The sequence below is a fragment of the Streptomyces hamibioticus genome (assembly GCF_047946815.1).
Taxonomy (GTDB): Bacteria; Actinomycetota; Actinomycetes; order Streptomycetales; family Streptomycetaceae; genus Streptomyces.
In genome coordinates, this window is record NZ_JBKKQY010000001.1 from 2,945,542 (window position 1) to 2,963,418 (window position 17,877).

14 protein-coding genes are annotated in these 17,877 nt (G+C 73.3%); 6 read left to right on the top strand and 8 right to left on the bottom strand.

Annotated elements, in window-relative coordinates:
- Positions 1-15: 15 nt before the first annotated feature.
- The 3 genes from ACLGIH_RS13015 to ACLGIH_RS13025 all read right to left on the bottom strand — a co-directional run bounded on the left by ACLGIH_RS13015 (position 16) and on the right by ACLGIH_RS13025 (position 6,802).
- Positions 16-2,703 carry a protein kinase gene (locus tag ACLGIH_RS13015; protein ID WP_416525420.1) on the bottom strand — a complete coding sequence of 896 codons (2,688 nt, stop codon included), beginning with the start codon at positions 2,701-2,703 and terminating at the stop codon, positions 16-18.
- A gap of 155 nt (positions 2,704-2,858) precedes the next feature.
- Positions 2,859-4,892, bottom strand: coding sequence for a serine/threonine-protein kinase (locus ACLGIH_RS13020; protein WP_416525421.1), 2,034 nt, complete (start codon positions 4,890-4,892; stop codon positions 2,859-2,861).
- A gap of 203 nt (positions 4,893-5,095) precedes the next feature.
- Positions 5,096-6,802 carry a glycerol-3-phosphate dehydrogenase/oxidase gene (locus ACLGIH_RS13025; protein ID WP_416525422.1) on the bottom strand — a complete coding sequence of 569 codons (1,707 nt, stop codon included), beginning with the start codon at positions 6,800-6,802 and terminating at the stop codon, positions 5,096-5,098.
- A gap of 311 nt (positions 6,803-7,113) precedes the next feature.
- Between ACLGIH_RS13025 and ACLGIH_RS13030 the strand changes: the two genes are divergently transcribed.
- The gene (locus ACLGIH_RS13030) at positions 7,114-8,322 is read left to right on the top strand and encodes a nucleotide sugar dehydrogenase (protein ID WP_416525423.1); all 1,209 of its coding nucleotides are present in this window, start codon (positions 7,114-7,116) and stop codon (positions 8,320-8,322) included.
- A gap of 74 nt (positions 8,323-8,396) precedes the next feature.
- On the opposite strand, the gene ACLGIH_RS13035 is transcribed toward ACLGIH_RS13030, so the two are convergent.
- From ACLGIH_RS13035 to ACLGIH_RS13050, 4 genes are all read right to left on the bottom strand, one after another.
- Positions 8,397-9,521, bottom strand: a complete 1,125-nt coding sequence (locus ACLGIH_RS13035) for a GuaB3 family IMP dehydrogenase-related protein (protein ID WP_416525424.1) — start codon at positions 9,519-9,521, stop codon at positions 8,397-8,399.
- Between the two features lie 110 nt (positions 9,522-9,631).
- Entirely contained in the window at positions 9,632-11,140 is a 1,509-nt protein-coding gene (gene guaB, locus ACLGIH_RS13040; protein WP_416525425.1) for an IMP dehydrogenase, read from the bottom strand.
- Between the two features lie 239 nt (positions 11,141-11,379).
- The gene (locus ACLGIH_RS13045) at positions 11,380-11,967 is read right to left on the bottom strand and encodes a sigma-70 family RNA polymerase sigma factor (protein ID WP_416525426.1); all 588 of its coding nucleotides are present in this window, start codon (positions 11,965-11,967) and stop codon (positions 11,380-11,382) included.
- 280 nt (positions 11,968-12,247) lie between these two features.
- Entirely contained in the window at positions 12,248-12,859 is a 612-nt protein-coding gene (locus ACLGIH_RS13050; RefSeq protein ID WP_003948568.1) for a response regulator transcription factor, read from the bottom strand.
- 380 nt (positions 12,860-13,239) lie between these two features.
- Between ACLGIH_RS13050 and ACLGIH_RS13055 the strand changes: the two genes are divergently transcribed.
- Positions 13,240-13,566 (top strand): WhiB family transcriptional regulator, encoded by a 327-nt coding sequence (locus ACLGIH_RS13055; protein ID WP_416525427.1) that lies wholly within the window; start codon positions 13,240-13,242, stop codon positions 13,564-13,566.
- Positions 13,567-13,681: 115 nt separating this feature from the next.
- Here ACLGIH_RS13055 and ACLGIH_RS13060 read toward each other — a convergent pair whose 3' ends face one another.
- A complete protein-coding gene (locus ACLGIH_RS13060) occupies positions 13,682-14,578 on the bottom strand; it encodes a LysR family transcriptional regulator (RefSeq protein ID WP_416525428.1) in 897 nt (298 codons plus the stop codon).
- 81 nt (positions 14,579-14,659) lie between these two features.
- Here ACLGIH_RS13060 and ACLGIH_RS13065 point away from each other — a divergent pair, with 81 nt between their 5' ends.
- The 4 genes from ACLGIH_RS13065 to ACLGIH_RS13080 all read left to right on the top strand — a co-directional run bounded on the left by ACLGIH_RS13065 (position 14,660) and on the right by ACLGIH_RS13080 (position 17,841).
- Complete coding sequence (locus tag ACLGIH_RS13065) at positions 14,660-15,340, top strand: MOSC domain-containing protein (RefSeq protein WP_416525429.1); 681 nt, start codon at positions 14,660-14,662, stop codon at positions 15,338-15,340.
- A gap of 94 nt (positions 15,341-15,434) precedes the next feature.
- Positions 15,435-16,238 carry a multicopper oxidase domain-containing protein gene (locus ACLGIH_RS13070; RefSeq protein ID WP_416525430.1) on the top strand — a complete coding sequence of 268 codons (804 nt, stop codon included), beginning with the start codon at positions 15,435-15,437 and terminating at the stop codon, positions 16,236-16,238.
- 116 nt (positions 16,239-16,354) lie between these two features.
- The gene (locus ACLGIH_RS13075; RefSeq protein ID WP_416525431.1) at positions 16,355-17,071 is read left to right on the top strand and encodes a multicopper oxidase domain-containing protein; all 717 of its coding nucleotides are present in this window, start codon (positions 16,355-16,357) and stop codon (positions 17,069-17,071) included.
- Positions 17,068-17,841 (top strand): SDR family NAD(P)-dependent oxidoreductase, encoded by a 774-nt coding sequence (locus ACLGIH_RS13080; RefSeq protein ID WP_416525432.1) that lies wholly within the window; start codon positions 17,068-17,070, stop codon positions 17,839-17,841. Before ACLGIH_RS13075 ends, ACLGIH_RS13080 begins: the two co-directional genes overlap by 4 nt.
- Positions 17,842-17,877 lie beyond the last annotated feature (36 nt).

Below are 17,877 nucleotides of genomic sequence, written 5' to 3' on the forward strand. Positions count from 1 at the left end.
GGACCCGCGAGGCTGTCATCCCGTGTACCGGTAGGTGGCCGACGCCTGCTCGAACAGCCGGGTCACCTGGTCCCGTTCGGCCTCGGGGCCACGCACCTGGACGACGTGGTAGCGGCCGTCGACCAGCATCGCGAGGTTGCGCACGTACAGCTCGCCGCCGTCGTCGCCGGTCCAGGTGAACTGCCCCTCGGCCATGGTGCGTCCGCCCACCTCTATGGTCTTCAGCCCGGCTGAGGTGGCCCAGCTGGAGTCGCGGTACGGCTGCAACTCGGGTTCCTTGTCCCGCTGGTAGGCCATGGGGTCGCCGCCGAACTCGTCCGCGCCGTCCCGGCCCGGTACGACGATCAGCTCGAAGTCGCCGCCGGCGTACACGACCTGGCCGCGCCCGTTGACCGGAGTGCGGTCCCAGCCCTCGGCGACGGCGACGCTGAAGCCCTCCGGGTCCTTGCGCAGGGTGAAGCCGTCGGCGGCGCCCGGTCCGTTGGTCTGTGTCTCGGTGGAGCCCGCCGAACGGGACGGGCTCGGGTCGCTCTTCGGGGCGTCCTGGCCGTCGGGCTCGGCCGCACCGCCGGAGTCCGGGGACTGCGCGGACGGCGGGACCTGGCTCGCCTCTCCGGCGGCGCCCGTCCGGTCCGGGGCGCCGGCGCCGCCGGTGCCGGCCTTCGGCATGAAGAGCATGGCGTAGGCGACGGCCCCGGCGACGCCGAGCAGTATCAACAGGAGCAGGATCCGGCCGAGGCTGCGCGGGGACCGGCGCTCCGGCCTGCCCCGCTTGTGGCGTCCGTGGTGTGCGGGCAGCCCGGCCCGGCGCCGGCGCACCAGGTCGCCCCGCCGGCGGACGATGGGCAGCCGGCTGCCGTCGACGGGCGGCGGCGCGGAGATGACGTGCAGCCCGGCGTCGGGCTCGGGCGCGGACCGCACCAGCGAGCGCAGCCAGCCGCGCAGTTCCTCGAAGTCGAGCCGCTCGGTGGGGTCCTGGCGCAGCAGTGACTCCACGACCGGGCGGAGCGGACCGCACTCCTCGGCGAAGGCGGGCGGCTCGGCGCACACCATCTGCACCAGTTCGGCGGTCGACTCCTCCGGGTAGGGGGCATGGCCCTGCACGGCGCGGAAGAGCAGCGCGCCGAGCGCCCACAGGTCGGTCGCGGGACCGATGGGCGGCGCCAGCTGCCAGTTCTCGTGCACGGGGCCGGCCTGCTCCGGTGCCCAGCGCTCGGTCACGGGCCCGACGACGGCCATCCGCGCCTGCCGGGCCCGCTCGGCGGCCAGCGCGGTGGCGGGCCCGCGGGGCGCCGGTGCGCCGGCCCCATGGCCGTCCCAGCGGCCGGCGTGCGGGGCGGGGCCGAGCGGCTCGTGCGGGGCGGAGGTGGTCGGCTCGTACGGGGCGGGCGTCGTCGGCTCGTGCGAGGTGCGGGCCGAGGGCAGGGCCGGGGCTCCGGGGGCGGTCGCCCGCGGTGTCGCGCCGTGCCAGGAGGCTCCGTTGACGCCGTAGGGGTCGGCGATCTGGCCGGGCGGAGTGGTGCCGCGGGGTGTGGACGTGCCGGGCCCGGCGGGGTACGGCGGCTGCGCGGCGCCGCCCGCGGGGTCCGGGGCGGGGCGGGCGCCGGGCAGGGCCGCCCGGCCGTTCTGCGCCTCCTGGACCCGGGCGGCGGCCCGGGCACCGGCGCGGTAGGCGGCGATGGCCCCGGCCCGCGCGGCGCGGATGTCGTCGCTGCTGTCGAGCGGACGGGGTCCGGGCCCGGCGGAGGCTGCGTCGGCGCCGGGCGCTCCCGGCAGCCGCCCGACCGCCCGTGCCCGGATGGCGGCCCGCCGCGCGGCCTCGGGGTCGGTGCCGCCCGGGACACCGGGACCCACGGACGCGGCAGGACCGACGGCACCTGCGGGGCCGAGGCCGCCGACGGGGCCGCCGCGGGCGCCCGGAGCGCCGAGGCTCTTGAAGGTGTCCGGGGTGCGCGACCCGCCGGGGCCGAGCTCCTGGCCGGACGGTCCGGGCCCGCCCGCCCCTCCCGGCGCACCGGTGACCCGGCCGCCACCGCCACCGTCGGCCGCGTCGGGGCCGGCCGAGTCCTCCGCACCCGGCACCGGGTCGTACCCGCACAGTGCCTCTTCCGCCGCCCCGACCGCCAGCCCGGTCAGCATCACCCGGCCGTCGTCGCAGACCAGCACCGTGCGCGCGGTGATGTTCCGGTGCACCCAGCCGTGGCCGTGCAGCACCCGCAGCGCCATGAGGACGTCGGCGGCGACCTCGGCCGCCCGGTACGGCGTCAGCGGCTGTTCGGCGAGCAGCGCCGCCAGCGGCCGCGCGGCCACCAGTTCACTGACGATCCACAGCGAACCGCCCTCCGCGAACACGTCGAAGACCTGGTCGAGTCGCGGGTGGTCGGGGATGCTCGCCGCGGCCTGCGCGGCCTCCACGGCCCGCCGTACCACGGGATCGGCGGGCCGCCGGGTACTCGCCCGGGCGGCCGACGACCGCTGCGGGGGCCGCCGGGAGCCGCCGTCCCGTGCGGTGAAGCCGTCGGGCAGACCCTCCGCGTCGAGCACCTCGGCCTCGACGACCTCCGGCAACGGCACCTGCCTGATCAGGACTTCCTGGCCGCTGTAGGTGTCGAAGGCCCGGGTCTCGGTGAGTTCGTACTCCTCGGACGGGGGCAGCGGCAGGCGGTAGCGGTCGGCGAGGACCCGTCCCGCGTAGTCGTCCACGTTGCCTCCCCCGGCAGCCCGGTCGGTCGATTCCGTTCGCGCCGCGGTTCGTTCCGGCTGCGTACGGTCCGCAAGCACTCACGATACGTGCCGGAGGCAACCCGCAAAGAGGGGATGCCGGATCTCGGCGCCCCCTAAACCCGGGGGCGCCGGGCTCACTTCTTCGGCTCGAACGTCTTCGTCAGCGTGCGCCAGGTGTCCCGGCGCCGCTCGCCGTCCCAGTCGGCGGCCTTCGCGGTGTACATGAGCGCGTAGCCCTGCCGGTCGTTCACGACGAAGCCCCGGTCGACGGTCCGGTACTTGGTACCCCCGTCGACGTAGGTGAACTCCCAGTCCGCCGCGTTCCAGCCGCGGTAGCCCACCTTCTCTATCCGGATCTTCTGGTACTGGGAACGCACCATGTACCGCTCCTGGTTCCGCCAGTCCGCGACCGGGTCGTCCTTGGGCGTGGACGTCCAGGCGACGAGCAGCTTCTGCCCGCCGGGCCCGGTGAACCGGTCGCCCGCGGCGCCCGTGGACCGGTACTTCCAGCCCTCGGGCAGTCCGATCGTGTAGCCCTGGCCGCCCTTGTGCGTGGCGACCGCGCCCTCTTCGCCCTGTGCGGAGCCGTCCTTCGAGGAGCCGTCCCCGGCCAAGTCGCCGGAGCCCGACCCGGCGCCGCCCGACGGGTCGGGGCCGCCGCTCCGGGCCTCGTCCGCCGCTCCGGACTCCTTGGCGGAGCCGTCCGTACGTGCGCCGCCGTCGCCGCCCTTACCGTCCTTGTCGCTCTTGTCGTCCTTGTCGTCCTTGTCGTCCTGCTTGGTGTCCCCACTGGCGGTGGCGACGGGGCGCTCCCCGCTCCCGGCGCCCTGGGCGCCCTCGTCGTCGCCGCCGAGCGCGAAGGCCAGCACGGTGCCGAGCACGGCGAGCACCACGACCACCGCGATGATCACCAACGTCCGCTTCGGCACCACGTCGGTGAGCGACGCCTTCGGCACGGGCCGGGCCGGCAGATCCGGCGGCGGCATCACGGGCCAGCCGGAACTCCGACCGCCCGCCCGGCTGTTCCGGGCCTCCGCGGGCGTCGCCGTGGCCGCGGCACCGGCGGCGGGGCGCTCCCCGCCGGAGGCGGCCGGGGTGTCACCGGACCCGGAGCGGGACGCCGCCGCGCCCGCGGTCCCGGCGGGGACGGCGGCCTTGCGCACCGAGCGCAGCGCGCCGCGCAGCCGCTCCCCGGCTTCCTCGCCCCGCCTGCCGCCGGCCGCCGCGCCGCCCCGGCCGGCCCGCTCCGCAGGCTGCGCCGGCAGCGGCACGACCTTCGTCGCGTCGGCCGGTTCCTGCTCCACGGTCCGGGCGTCGGGGGCGTGGATGACCTTGTTGAGCAGCGCGCGGGCGCCCGCGTCGTCGAGGCGCTTGGCGGGGTCCTTGGTGAGCAGCCCGTGGATGACCTCCGCCAGCGGCCCGGCGTTCCTCGGCTCCTCCAGCGGCTCGGTCATCACCGCGGTGAGCGTGGCGATGGCGGAGCCCTTGTCGTAGGGCGGGGTGCCCTCCACCGCCGCGTACAGCAGTCCGCCGAGCGACCACAGGTCGGCCGCCGGTCCCGGCTTGTGGCCGCGGGCCCGCTCGGGGGAGATGTAGGAGGGCGCGCCGACGAGCATGCCGGTGGAGGTGATGGACGGGTCGCCCTCGACCTGGGCGATGCCGAAGTCGGTGAGCACCACCCGGCCGTCCTCGGCGATCAGCACGTTCGACGGCTTCACGTCGCGGTGCAGGATGCCCTGGCGGTGCGCGGAGCGCAGTACGTCCAGCACGGCGAGGCCGACCTCGGCGGCACGCCGCGGCTCCAGCAGGCCGTCCTCCCGGATGACCTCGGCGAGGGACTTGCCCTCGACGAGTTCCATCACGATCCACGGCCGGTCGTCCTCGTCGACCACGTCGTAGACCGTCACGGCGCTGTTGTTGCGGATCCGTGCGATCGCCTTGGCCTCGCGCAGCGTGCGCGTGATCAGGCGCCGCTTCTCCTCCTCGTCGATGTTCGACGGGAACCGCAGCTCCTTGACGGCGACCGTGCGGCCAAGGGTCTCGTCCTCGGCACGCCACACCGTCCCCATGCCGCCGCGGCCGAGCACGTCTCCCAGCCGGTAACGCCCGGCGAGGAGACGTGCGCTCTTGTCCTGACGGGGTGTCCCCGCCCGCTCCGCCTCCGACATGCGTCCCCTCATGCAACCCGCCCTGACAGAGCCTTCATTGTCTCTCACCCGACAAGTGCGCGACGCCCCGGGTGCCCCCGGCGGCGGCCCTGGGCCCCGCGCACCGGGCGGCCTGGTGAACCGGGCGTTCCGCCGGACCGCGCGGGGGACGCGGCGAGGGGGCCCGACGGGACTGACCGCACGTCACCCGCCCGCCGGACGGCCTACGGCGCCACGATGTCCGGCGCCCCGAGCCGGGCCGCATCGGCCGTCAGGTCGTCCGGCTGACGCTGCGACTCCCGCTCGGCCTCGACCCGCTTCTCGTAGTGCTGCACCTCGCGTTCGACCTGGTCCTCGCCCCAGCCCAGCACCGTCGCCATGAGTTCGGCGGCCTCGCGGGCGCTGCGCGTGCCCCGGTCGAAGGTCTCGATGGAGATGCGGGTGCGCCGGGTGAGGACGTCGTCCAGATGGCGGGCGCCCTCGTGGGAGGCGGCGTAGACGATCTCGGCGCGCAGGTAGTCGTCCGCGGCCTGGAGCGGCTCGCCCAGCGAGGGGTCCTCGGCGATGAGGGCCAGGACCTCCTCGGCCAGCGTCCCGTACCGGTTCAGCAGGTGCTCCACGCGGACGACGTGCAGTCCGGTGCGGGCGGCGACGCGGGCGCGCGCGTTCCACAGCGCCCTGAAGCCCTCGGCGCCCAGCAGCGGAACGTCCTCGGTGACGCAGTCGGCGACCCGCATGTCCAGGCCGTGCACCGCCTCGTCCACCGCGTCCTTGGCCATCACCCGGTACGTCGTGTACTTGCCGCCCGCGACCACGACCAGGCCCGGCACCGGGTGGGCGACGGTGTGCTCGCGCGACAGCTTGCTGGTGGCGTCGGACTCGCCGGCCAGCAGCGGGCGCAGGCCCGCGTAGACGCCCTCGACGTCGTCCCTCGTCAGCGGCACCGCGAGGACCGAGTTCACATGCTCCAGGAGGTAGTCGATGTCCGCGCTGGACGCGGCCGGGTGCGCCTTGTCCAGGTCCCAGTCGGTGTCCGTGGTGCCGATGATCCAGTGCCGGCCCCAGGGGATGACGAACAGCACGGACTTCTCGGTGCGCAGGATGAGCCCGGTGGTGGAGTGGATGCGGTCCTTGGGGACGACCAGGTGGATGCCCTTGGAGGCCCGGACGTGGAACCGGCCGCGCTCGCCCACCAGCGACTGGGTGTCGTCGGTCCACACACCGGTGGCGTTCACGATCTGCTTGGCACGGATCTCGTACTCCCCGCCCGCCTCGACGTCCTGCACCCTGGCGCCGACCACCCGCTCACCCTCGCGCAGGAATCCGGTCACCCTGGCGCGGTTGGCGACCTGGGCGCCGTACGCCGCCGCCGTGCGCACCAGGGTGGCCACGAAGCGGGCGTCGTCCATCTGGGCGTCGTAGTACTGGAGCGCGCCGACCAGTGCCTCCTTCTTCAGCGCGGGCGCCACCCGCAGGGCGTGACGGCGGCTCAGGTGACGGTGCATCGGCAGGCCCCGTCCGTGGCCGCGGGCCATGGACATGGCGTCGTAGAGCGCGACGCCCGAACCGGCGTACAGCCGCTCCCAGCCCTTGTGCTGGAGCGGGTACAGGAACGGCACCGGCTTCACCAGGTGCGGCGCGAGCCGCTCCAGCAGCAGGCCGCGCTCCTTGAGCGCCTCGCGGACCAGCGCGAAGTCGAGCATCTCCAGGTAGCGCAGCCCGCCGTGGATCAGCTTGCTGGACCTGCTGGAGGTGCCCGACGCCCAGTCGCGCGCCTCGACCAGTCCCGTGGCCAGCCCGCGGGTGGCGGCGTCGAGGACGGTGCCCGCGCCCACCACGCCGCCGCCGACGACCAGCAGGTCCAGCTCCCGTTCGGCCATGGCCGCGAGCGCCTCTGCCCGCTGCTCCGGCCCCAGTGCCGCTGTCCTCACCGCTGCCTCCCGCTCGTCCGGTCCATCCCGGTCATCGGTCGCGTCGGCCGCACCCGTGGGGCGAAGCCCGGTCGTTCTGTCTACCCCCCATGCCCAGATTCTGACGGTGTTGCCCGACTTCAGCCACCACGCGCCCGCAACCTGTGGACAACCTCCGAGGGCCACCCCGTCCGCGAACACTCGCCGAAACTCGCCGATCAATGCCGCACATCGGTCATATTTACTCCTAGTCTGACGTTGTGCTCGCCCATCCTGTCCACAGGGCTTGCGCACCTGTCCCGCTTCGGCTACTGGGAAGGACGGCCCACGCCATGCCCGCAGATCTCGCCGTCATCGGACTCGGCCCGTACGGCCTGCCCCTGGCCCAGGCCGCCGTCGCCGCCGGCATCTCCACCCTCGGCTACCGCACCGGCCCCGAGGCCGACCCGCTGACCCCCGCGGAACTGCGCCGGATGCTCTCGGGGGGCTTCCGGACCGCCGCCGGCCCGGCCGAGCTGGGCCGGGTCCGCACCGCCGTGATCTGCGCCCCCACCGCGCCGAGCGCGGACGGCGGCCTGGACCTGGGCCAGGTGGAGGCCGCGGCGCGCACGCTGGCCGCGCACATGCGCCCGCACACCACGGTGATCCTGGAGTCGCCGGTGCACCCGGGCACGACGGAGGACTTCCTGCGCCCGATCCTGGAGAAGGGCTCGGGGCTGCGCGCCGGCCGCGACTTCCACCTCGCCTACGCCCCCAGCCGCGTCGACCCCGGCAACCGCGACTTCACCCCCGCCAACACCCCGAAGGTCATCGGCGGCCTCACCCCCGCCTGCACCGAGTCGGCCGCCACGTTCTACGGCCGCCTCACCGACAAGGTGGTCCGCGCCCGCGGCCCCCGCGAGGCGGAGACGGTCCAGCTCCTGGAGACCAACTTCCGGCACGTCAACATCGCCCTCGTCAACGAGATGGCCGTCCTCTGCCACGACCTCGGCGTCGACCTGTGGGACGTCATCCGCTGCGCGGAGACCAAGCCGTTCGGCTTCCAGGCCTTCCGCCCCGGCCCCGGCGTCGGCGGCCACTCCGTCGCCCAGGACCTCACCGGCCGGGCACCGCGCAGCCTGCGCCTGGTGGAACTGGCCGAGCAGGTCAACAGCCAGATGCCCCGCTACGTCGTCCAGCGCGCCGCCACGCTCCTCAACGAACACGGCAAGTCCGCGCGCGGCGCCCGCGTCCTGCTCCTGGGCGTCACCTACAAGGCCGATCTGGCCGACCAGCAGGCCACCCCGGCCCAGGAGATCGCCACCCGCCTGATGGAGCTGGGCGCCTCCGTGAGCTACCACGACCCGCACATCCCGTCCTGGACCGTCCTGGACCGCCCGGTCCCGCGCGCCGACTCCCTCTACGAGGCCGCCGCCGACGCCGACCTGACGATCCTCCTCCAGCAGCACCGCACGTACGACCTCCAGGGCCTGTCGGTGAAGGCCCAGCTGCTGCTGGACACCCGGGGGGCCACGCCCACGGGGGCGGCGAACCGGCTCTGAGCAGCACGAAGGGCCCGGAGCGACTGCTCCGGGCCCTCGTCGCCGATGCCGGACGGCCGTCGGCGTACGCCGGACTACCGCCGGTGCTGCGAGTCCGCCACCGTCACCTCGACCCGCTGGAACTCCTTCAGCTCGCTGTACCCGGTCGTGGCCATCGCCCGCCGCAGCGCGCCGAAGAAGTTCATCGAGCCGTCGGGCGTGTGGGAGGGGCCGGTGAGGATCTCCTCGATGGTGCCGACCGTGCCGAGGCCGACCTTCTGGCCGCGCGGCAGCTCCTCGTTGACGGCCTCCATGCCCCAGTGGTGGCCCTTGCCCGGCGCGTCCGACGCGCGGGCCAGCGGCGAGCCCATCATCACCGCGTCCGCGCCGCAGGCGATCGCCTTGGGCAGGTCACCCGACCAGCCGACGCCGCCGTCCGCGATCACGTGCACGTACCGGCCGCCGGACTCGTCCATGTAGTCCCGGCGGGCCGCGGCCACGTCGGCGACCGCCGTGGCCATCGGGACCTGGATGCCGAGGACGTTGCGCGTGGTGTGCGCCGCGCCGCCGCCGAAGCCGACGAGGACGCCCGCCGCTCCCGTGCGCATCAGGTGCAGGGCGGCGGTGTAGGTGGCGCAGCCGCCGACGATCACCGGGACGTCCAGCTCGTAGATGAACTGCTTCAGGTTCAGCGGCTCGTGCGAGGACGACACGTGTTCCGCCGACACCGTGGTGCCGCGGATGACGAAGATGTCCACGCCCGCGTCCACGACCGCCTTGGAGAACTGCGCGGTGCGCTGCGGGGACAGCGCGGCGGCGGTGACCACGCCGGAGTCGCGCACCTCCTTGATCCGCCGGCCGATCAGCTCCTCCTTGATCGGCGCGGTGTAGATCTCCTGGAGCCGGCGGGTCGCGGTCTCCGCGTCCAGCTCGGCGACCTCGTCGAGCAGCGGCTGCGGGTCCTCGTACCGCGTCCACAGGCCCTCGAGGTTCAGCACGCCCAGGCCGCCCAGCTCACCGATGCGGATCGCGGTGGCCGGGGAGACGACCGAGTCCATGGGGGCGGCCAGGAAGGGCAGCTCGAAGCGGTAGGCGTCGATCTGCCAGGCGATGGAGACCTCCTTCGGGTCCCGCGTCCGGCGGCTGGGGACGACGGCGATGTCGTCGAAGGCGTACGCCCGGCGGCCGCGCTTGCCGCGCCCGATTTCGATCTCAGTCACGTCTGTGGCCTTTCCCTGATGCGTTGCAGCGCCTCCCAGTATCCCCGACGGGTACGGCAGGGGCGGCCCCGGACCACCCCGGGGCCGCCCTCAGTGCCTGGCCGGCGCCGTCACCTCTTGCTGCTGTAGTTCGGCGCCTCGACCGTCATCTGGATGTCGTGCGGGTGGCTCTCCTTGAGCCCGGCGGAGGTGATCCGCACGAACCGGCCGTTCGCCTGGAGCTCGGGCACGGTCTTGCCGCCGACGTAGAACATCGACTGGCGCAGGCCGCCGACCAGCTGGTGGACGACCGAGGAGAGCGGGCCGCGGTAGGGCACCTGGCCCTCGATGCCCTCGGGGACCAGCTGCTCGTCGGAGGCGACGCCCTCCTGGAAGTAGCGGTCCTTGGAGAACGACTTGCGCTCGCCGCGGGTCTGCATGGCGCCCAGCGAGCCCATGCCTCGGTAGGACTTGAACTGCTTGCCGTTGATGAACATCAGCTCGCCCGGCGACTCCTCGCAGCCCGCGAGCAGCGAGCCCAGCATCACCGTGTCGGCGCCCGCGACCAGGGCCTTGGCGATGTCGCCGGAGTACTGCAGACCGCCGTCGCCGATCACCGGCACGCCCGCCTCACGGGCGGCGAGCGACGCCTCGTAGATGGCGGTGACCTGCGGCACGCCGACGCCGGCGACCACGCGGGTGGTGCAGATGGAGCCGGGGCCCACGCCCACCTTGATGCCGTCGCAGCCGGCGTCGACCAGGGTCTTCGCGCCGTCCCGGGTGGCCACGTTGCCGCCGATGACGTCGACGCCCGTGGAGTTGGACTTGATCTTGGCGACCATGTCGCCGACCAGGCGGGAGTGGCCGTGCGCGGTGTCGACGACGATGAAGTCGACGCCCGCCTCGATCAGCGCCTGGGCTCGCTCGTAGGCGTCACCGGCGACGCCGACCGCGGCACCGACCAGCAGCCGGCCCTCGGCGTCCTTGGAGGCGTGCGGGTACTTCTCGGCCTTGACGAAGTCCTTGACCGTGATCAGGCCCTTGAGCACGCCGTGGTCGTCGACCAGCGGCAGCTTCTCGATCTTGTGCCGGCGCAGCAGCTCCATGGCCTCCAGGCCGGAGATGCCGACCTTGCCGGTGACCAGCGGCATCGGCGTCATGACCTCGCGCACCTGCCGGGAACGGTCGCTCTCGAAGGCCATGTCGCGGTTGGTGACGATGCCGAGCAGCTTGTTGGCGCCGTCCGTGACCGGCACGCCGCTGATGCGGAACTTGGCGCACAGCGCGTCGGCCTCGGCGAGCGTGGCGTCCGGGTGGATGGTGATCGGATGGGCCACCATGCCGGACTCGGAGCGCTTGACCAGGTCGACCTGGTTGGCCTGGTCCTCGATGGACAGGTTGCGGTGCAGGACGCCGACGCCGCCCTGGCGGGCCATCGCGATCGCCATGCGCGACTCGGTGACCTTGTCCATGGCGGCGGACAGCAGCGGGATGTTGACCCGCACGTTCTTGGAGACGTACGAGGCGGTGTCGATCTCGTCGGGTGCCATGTCCGACGGGCCCGGCAGCAGCAGCACGTCGTCGTAGGTCAGCCCGAGTGTCGCGAATTTCTCGGGCACTCCGTCGACGTTGGCAGTCATGACACCTTCCCCAAATGGCCTTGATCGGTGCGGATGTCCATGCTAACGGGAAGCGGAGGTGTCTGATTCCACGATCAAGGACCGCGCCGAGCTTCGTCACTTCCTACGGAAGGCGTTCGGAGAGCTGTTCGGAGAGCGGGCGGGGAGCTGCCGGAGAGCGGGCGGGCAGCTGCCGGAGAGCGGGCGGGGCTCCATACGCGGCCGGCGCACCGCCCGTTCAGGCGGCGCGCCCCGGCCTGTCACTGTTCCGCGAGCGCGCGCAGCCGGCTCAGCGCCCGGTGCTGCGCCACGCGCACCGCCCCGGGTGACATTCCCAACATCTGGCCGGTCTCCTCGGCCGTGAGCCCCACCGCGATGCGCAGCAGGAGCAGCTCGCGCTGGTTCTCCGGCAGGTTGGCCAGGAGTTTCTTGGCCCATTCGGCGTCGCTGCTGAGCAGCGCCCGCTCCTCCGGGCCGAGGGAGTCGTCCGGCCGCTCGGGCATCTCGTCGGACGGCACGGCCGTCGAGCCGGGATGCCGCATCGCGGCCCGCTGGAGATCGGCGACCTTGTGGGCGGCGATGGCGAAGACGAACGCCTCGAAGGGCCGCCCGGTGTCCTTGTAGCGGGGCAGCGCGAGCAGCACCGCCACGCAGACCTCCTGGGCCAGGTCCTCGACGAAGTGGCGCGCGTCGCCGGGCAGCCGGGACAGCCGGGTGCGGCAGTAGCGCAGCGCCAAGGGGTGGACGCGCGCAAGCAGGTCATGCGTGGCCTGCTCGTCACCGTCCACGGCGCGGTGCACGAGCGCACCGACCGTCCCCTGGTCGGCAGCAGCCTCGTCGTCGCGCATCGGTCCATGGTGCCCTCTGGCCGCAGGGTCCATGGCACCGTGTCCGTTGTTGTGCACCGAAGCGTTATGAGCAGGTGCGCCGGAACTCATCCCCTGCGCCCTCCCCTTCCGCTCGACCGACTCGTCCCCGAGGAACTCCACACCTCAAGGATGCGGCATCGGCGGCGAAACGAGCAGCGCGCACCCGGCGGGTCGCCTTGTCACCCCCGCTCACCTCGCGGTAAGCGGGGACGGCCGTACCCCCGTCGGGCCCCGTGAGCCTCGCTCTCACGGGGATGCCCTAGCGGACCAGGCCCCACCGGAAGCCGAGCGCCACCGCGTGTGCCCGGTCCGAGGCGCCGAGCTTCTTGAAGAGCCGCCGGGCGTGTGTCTTGACGGTGTCCTCGGAGAGGAACAGCTCGCGGCCGATCTCCGCGTTGGAGCGGCCGTGGCTCATGCCCTCGAGAACCTGGATCTCACGCGCGGTGAGCGTCGGCGCGGCGCCCATCTCGGCGGAGCGCAGCCGGCGCGGGGCGAGCCGCCAGGTCGGGTCGGCGAGGGCCTGGGTGACCGTGGCGCGCAGCTCGGCGCGCGAGGCGTCCTTGTGCAGATAGCCACGGGCGCCGGCGGCGACCGCGAGGGCCACGCCGTCGAGGTCCTCGGCGACGGTGAGCATGATGATGCGCGCACCGGGGTCGGCGGACAGCAGCCGCCGGACGGTTTCGACGCCGCCCAGTCCGGGCATGCGCACGTCCATCAGAATGAGGTCCGAGCGGTCGGCACCCCAGCGGCGGAGGACTTCCTCGCCGTTGGCAGCCGTCGTCACGCGCTCGACGCCGGGCACGGTCGCGACCGCGCGGCGGAGCGCCTCTCGGGCAAGCGGGGAGTCGTCGCAGACGAGGACGGATGTCATGACCGTCCTCCGCAGCTGATGCGCGTCACCTTGAGCCTCCAGGCTGGTACGAATCGTCACCTGTGCGGTCGACCGTCTCGGACGCCCGCCCGAGCGCTTGTTCTTTCAACCGCCTCCGCACTCTCAACGACGGTCACTCGAAAGAGTTACGGGGCCGTGTGCCGTCTTCGGCACTCTACGTGAGGGGGCGGACACGGTGCAGACACGCGCGGCGGACCCACAAGCTTTCATCACAACCCATGCCCCATTCGGCCCTTTTTCTTCCGCTTTGCTGGTGTCTGAGGCTAGATTCGCAATGAGTCATATTTTCATCTCCTTAGATGGTAGTTGTACGGTCGTGGACATCCTGTCCACCCAGATCGGCTACAAGGGGTCACGCAATGGCAGATTTCTCCCGCCTTCCCGGACCGAACGCGGACCTGTGGGACTGGCAGCTCCTGGCCGCGTGCCGCGGGGTGGACAGCTCGCTCTTCTTCCATCCGGAAGGCGAACGCGGTGCGGCTCGGAGTGCTCGTGAGAACTCGGCCAAAGAGGTCTGCATGAGGTGCCCGGTTCGCGCCGAGTGCGCAGCCCATGCGCTGGCGGTGCGTGAACCGTACGGCGTGTGGGGCGGATTGACCGAGGACGAGCGCGAAGAGCTCATGGGGCGGGCACGTAACCGCCTGGTGTCGGCATCGGCGGCCGGGGAGGCCGCCTCGCATCACTGAAGGAACGTTTCTCCAGACTGGGCACGCGCACGCGTGCCCCGCCTTTGCCCGCGCCCCCGTCCAGACCCCTGCCCGCGCCGCCCGGCAGACCCGCGTCCGCGTGCCGCGTGCGCCGCTAGCGCGCCGCCGTCCGCGCCAGTTCGTCCAGCGTCGCCGTCACCGCCGGGACCTGGGCCAGGTCCGGGAGCGTGAGCGCGACGATCTCGCGGCGCACCGCCGGTTCCAGCGCCACCGTGCGCACGCCCCGGGGCCGCACCGACTCCACGGCGAGCTGGGGCAGGACGGCGACGCCGAGGCCGGCCCCGACCAGGCCGACGACAGCCGGGTAGTCGTCGGTCGCGAAGTCGATGCGGGGGGTGAAGCCTGCCCCCTCGCACACCTCGACCAGCTGGCCGCGGCAGCGCGGGCAGCCCGCGATCCACGGCTCGCCGGCCAGTTCGCCGATGGCCACGGACTCCGCCCGCGCGAGCGGATGCCGCTCGGGCACCAGCGCCACCAGCCGGTCGGTCAGCAGCGGCCGCACGACGAGGTCGTCCCACTCCTCGGCGCCCGCCGCGCCCTCATAGCGGAAGGCGAGGGCCACGTCGCAGTCCCCCTCGCGCAGCAGTTCGACGGAGCGGGGAGGCTCGGCCTCCTCCAGGGAGACCCGGGTGCCGGGATGGGCGGCGCGGAGAGCCGCCAGAGCGGTCGGCACGAGGGCGGAGCTGCCGCTCGGGAAGGAGACCAGCCGGACCCGCCCGGCCCTCAGTCCCGCGATCGCGGCGACCTCCTCCTCCGCGGCGGTCAGCCCGGCGAGGATGCCGGCGGCGTGCCGCACCAGGGCCTCACCGGCCTGGGTGAGCCGCATCTCGCGTCCGCTGCGCACCAGCAGGGGCGTGCCGACGGAGGATTCCAGGGCCTTCATCTGCTGGCTGACGGCGGGCTGGGTGCAGCCCAGCTCGCGCCCCGCCGCCGAGAAGGAGCCGGTGGCGGCCACGGCGCGCAGGACACGGAGATGACGGGCCTCGATCATGACTCCGAGGATAAGTGATGCTTTGGAGTCGCGGAAAATAATGCGTCGACGCTTTGATGTGCTCTCTTCTACCGTGCCGCCATGAAGCTTCTGTCAGTGAATCTGGGGCGCGCGCGGTCCGTGCCGTACACCGATCACCCCGAGGGGGTGACGGGGATCGACAAGCGCCCGGCCGACGGGCCGGTGCGGGTGGCGGCGCCGGGGCCGAAGGGGGCCGGCGCGAGCGGGCTGGCCGGTGACACGGTGTGCGACACCCGGCACCACGGCGGCGACGACCAGGCGGTCCACGCGGTGGCGCGCGAGGACCTCGACGACTGGGAGCGCGAGCTGGGCCGGGCGCTGGCGAACGGCGCGTTCGGCGAGAACCTCACCACCACCGGCCTGGACGTGTCCGGGGCGCGGATCGGCGAGCGCTGGCGGATCGGCCCCGATCTGGTGCTGGAGGTGACGAGCGGGCGGATACCGTGCCGCACCTTCCAGGGGCACCTGGGCGAGCAGGGCTGGGTGCGGCGGTTCACGCAGAAGGGCGCGCCGGGCGCGTATCTGCGGGTGATCGAGCCCGGTTCGATCCGGGCCGGCGACCCGGTGGAGATCGTGCACCGCCCCGGCCACGAGGTGACGGTGGCGATGCAGTTCCGGACGGTGACGACCGCGCGGGAGCTGCTGCCACGGCTGCTGGCGGCGGGCGGGGCACTGCACCCGGAGGCGCTCGCCACGGCCCGGAAGTACGTGGCGACGTACGGGGCGGCACAGAGCTCCTAGGGGGAAATCCCCGACGGCGGGCGGGGGTTGGCTCAGGGGCGGGTGGGGGCCGGTCCCCGATGTCCGGTGGGCCGCGGACGACGGCTCTCGACGCATGACTCGTCACACGTCCCGCGGCGGGGCGCCGGACGGGGGCGGCCCGCCCGGCGCCCCGCCCCGCCGGTTCCGCTGGAAGCGCCTGGTCGTCCTGGCCGGTTGCCTGGTCACCGCGGCGGCGGTGGCCGTCGGCGCCCTGTTCACCTGGCTGTGGACCGACGCGAAGGTCAGCACGGTGGGCAGGGCGCCGTTCGACAACCCGCTGGCGATACCGCCGCCGGCCGGGTCGACCGTCGAGAAGGACGGCACACGCGTCTTCGACCTGCGCATGCAGGCCGGCGAAACGGAGTTCCGGGACGGGGTGAAGACGCCGACCTGGGGGTTCAACGGCTCCTACCTCGGGCCGACGCTGCGGGCGGAGCGCGGCGAGAAGGTGCGGGTACGGATCGGCAACGGCCTGGACGAACCGTCCACCGTGCACTGGCACGGCATGCATCTGCCGGCCCGGATGGACGGCGGCCCGCACCAGATGATCGACCCCGGCGCCACCTGGACCCCGCACTGGACGGTTGACCAGCCGGCGGCGGCGCTCTGGTACCACCCGCATCCGCACGGCAGGACCGAGGAGCACGTCCGGCGCGGCCTGGCGGGCCTGTTCCTGCTGGACGACCGGCGGTCGGAGCGCCTGCCCCTGCCGAAGCGGTACGGCGTCGACGATCTGCCGGTCGTCGTGCAGGACGTCCGCTTCGACGGCGCACGGCTGGCCGGAGACCGCGGGGTGACGCAGAACGTGGGCTTCCTGGGCGACCGGACCGTGGTCAACGGCACGCTGCGCCCTACCGGGAGGTCCACGACGAGCTGATACGGCTGCGACTGCTCAACGCGTCCACCGCGCGCACCTACGCCTTCGGGTTCGCGGACGGCCGCGACTTCTCCCTGATCGGCACGGACGGCGGCCTGCTGGAGCGGCCGGCGGCGATGGACCGGGTGCGGTTGTCGCCGGGCGAGCGGGCCGAGATCGTGGTGCGGGTGGAGTCGGGTGAGCGGCTGATGCTCCGCAGCTTCCCGCACGGCGGCTACGCGGACGCGTGGCAGCGGCGGTTCGGCGGAGGCGACGACTCCCTCGACGTACTGGAGCTGCGGGCGGCCGAGCGGCTGCGGTCCTCGCCGGAGCTTCCCGCCGTGCTCGCGGAACCCGAGCTGCCGGACGCCCGCGAGGCGGTGCGCGGGCGCCACTTCGACCTGAAGCGGTCCGGGATCAACGGCCGGTCGATGGACATGGGCCGTGTCGACGAGACCATCACGCGCGGCACGACGGAGGTGTGGACGGTGCGCAACACCAACGGCATGCCCCACAACTTCCATGTGCACGACGTGCAGTTCCGTGTGGTGGAGGTGAACGGGGCGGCGCCGCCGCCCGCGTTGCGCGGGCCGAAGGACACGGTGTTCGTCCCGCACGGTACGACGATGAAGCTGGCGCTGCGCTTCACCGGGCCGGCCGATCCCGACACGCCGTACATGTACCACTGTCATCTGCTGTACCACGAAGACGAAGGAATGTGGGCCAGTTCGTGGTGGTCGACCAGGGGCGGCCGGCGGGGACCCCGCCGGGGCACGCGGGTCACTCCGGTTCCTCGGGCCGGGCCGACCGGTGAGCGGATGCCACGACTCCGGGTAACTACTCTTGCGCCATGACAACGGCTCTGATTACGGGATCGACGGCGGGGATCGGTGCCGCGTTCGCGCGGCGGCTGGCGGCCGACGGGCACAACCTGGTGCTGGTCGCCCGCGACACCAAGCGGCTGCGCGAGCAGGCGACCGAACTGCACGACCGGCACGGCATCGAGGCGGAGGTGCTGACGGCCGACCTGGCGGAGGACGCCGGCATCGACGCGGTGGCCGACCGGCTGGGCGAACGGAAGAACCCCGTCGACCTGCTGGTCAACAACGCCGGCTTCGGCAACAAGGGCCGCTATCTCGACGTACCCATGGCGGACGAACTGCGCATGCTCAAGGTGCACTGCGAGGCGGTGCTGCGGCTGACCTCGGCGGCGGTGGAGCCGATGCGGGAGCGGGGCCGCGGAGGTGTCGTCAACGTCGCCTCGGTCGCGGCGTTCGTGCCGCGCGGCACCTACGGGGCGTCGAAGGCGTGGGTCGTGCAGTTCACCCAGGGCGCGGCGAAGGACCTGGCCGGCAGCGGCGTACGGCTGATGGCGCTGTGCCCCGGCTTCGTGCGCACCGAGTTCCACCAGCGGGCCGGGATGGGCACGGACAACATCCCGAAGTGGATGTGGCTCGACGCGGACAAGCTGGTCGCGGCGGCCCTCGACGACCTGGCCCGCGGCAAGGTCCTGTCGGTCCCGGACCCGCGCTACAAGGCGCTGATGGGCGCCACCAAGCTGGTGCCGCGGGGGATGCTGGGCGGGATCACCTCGAAGACGGGGCGGAAGTACGGGCCGCGGTAGCGGCCGGGGCTTCCGCGGCCGGGCGGGGTCCCGCGG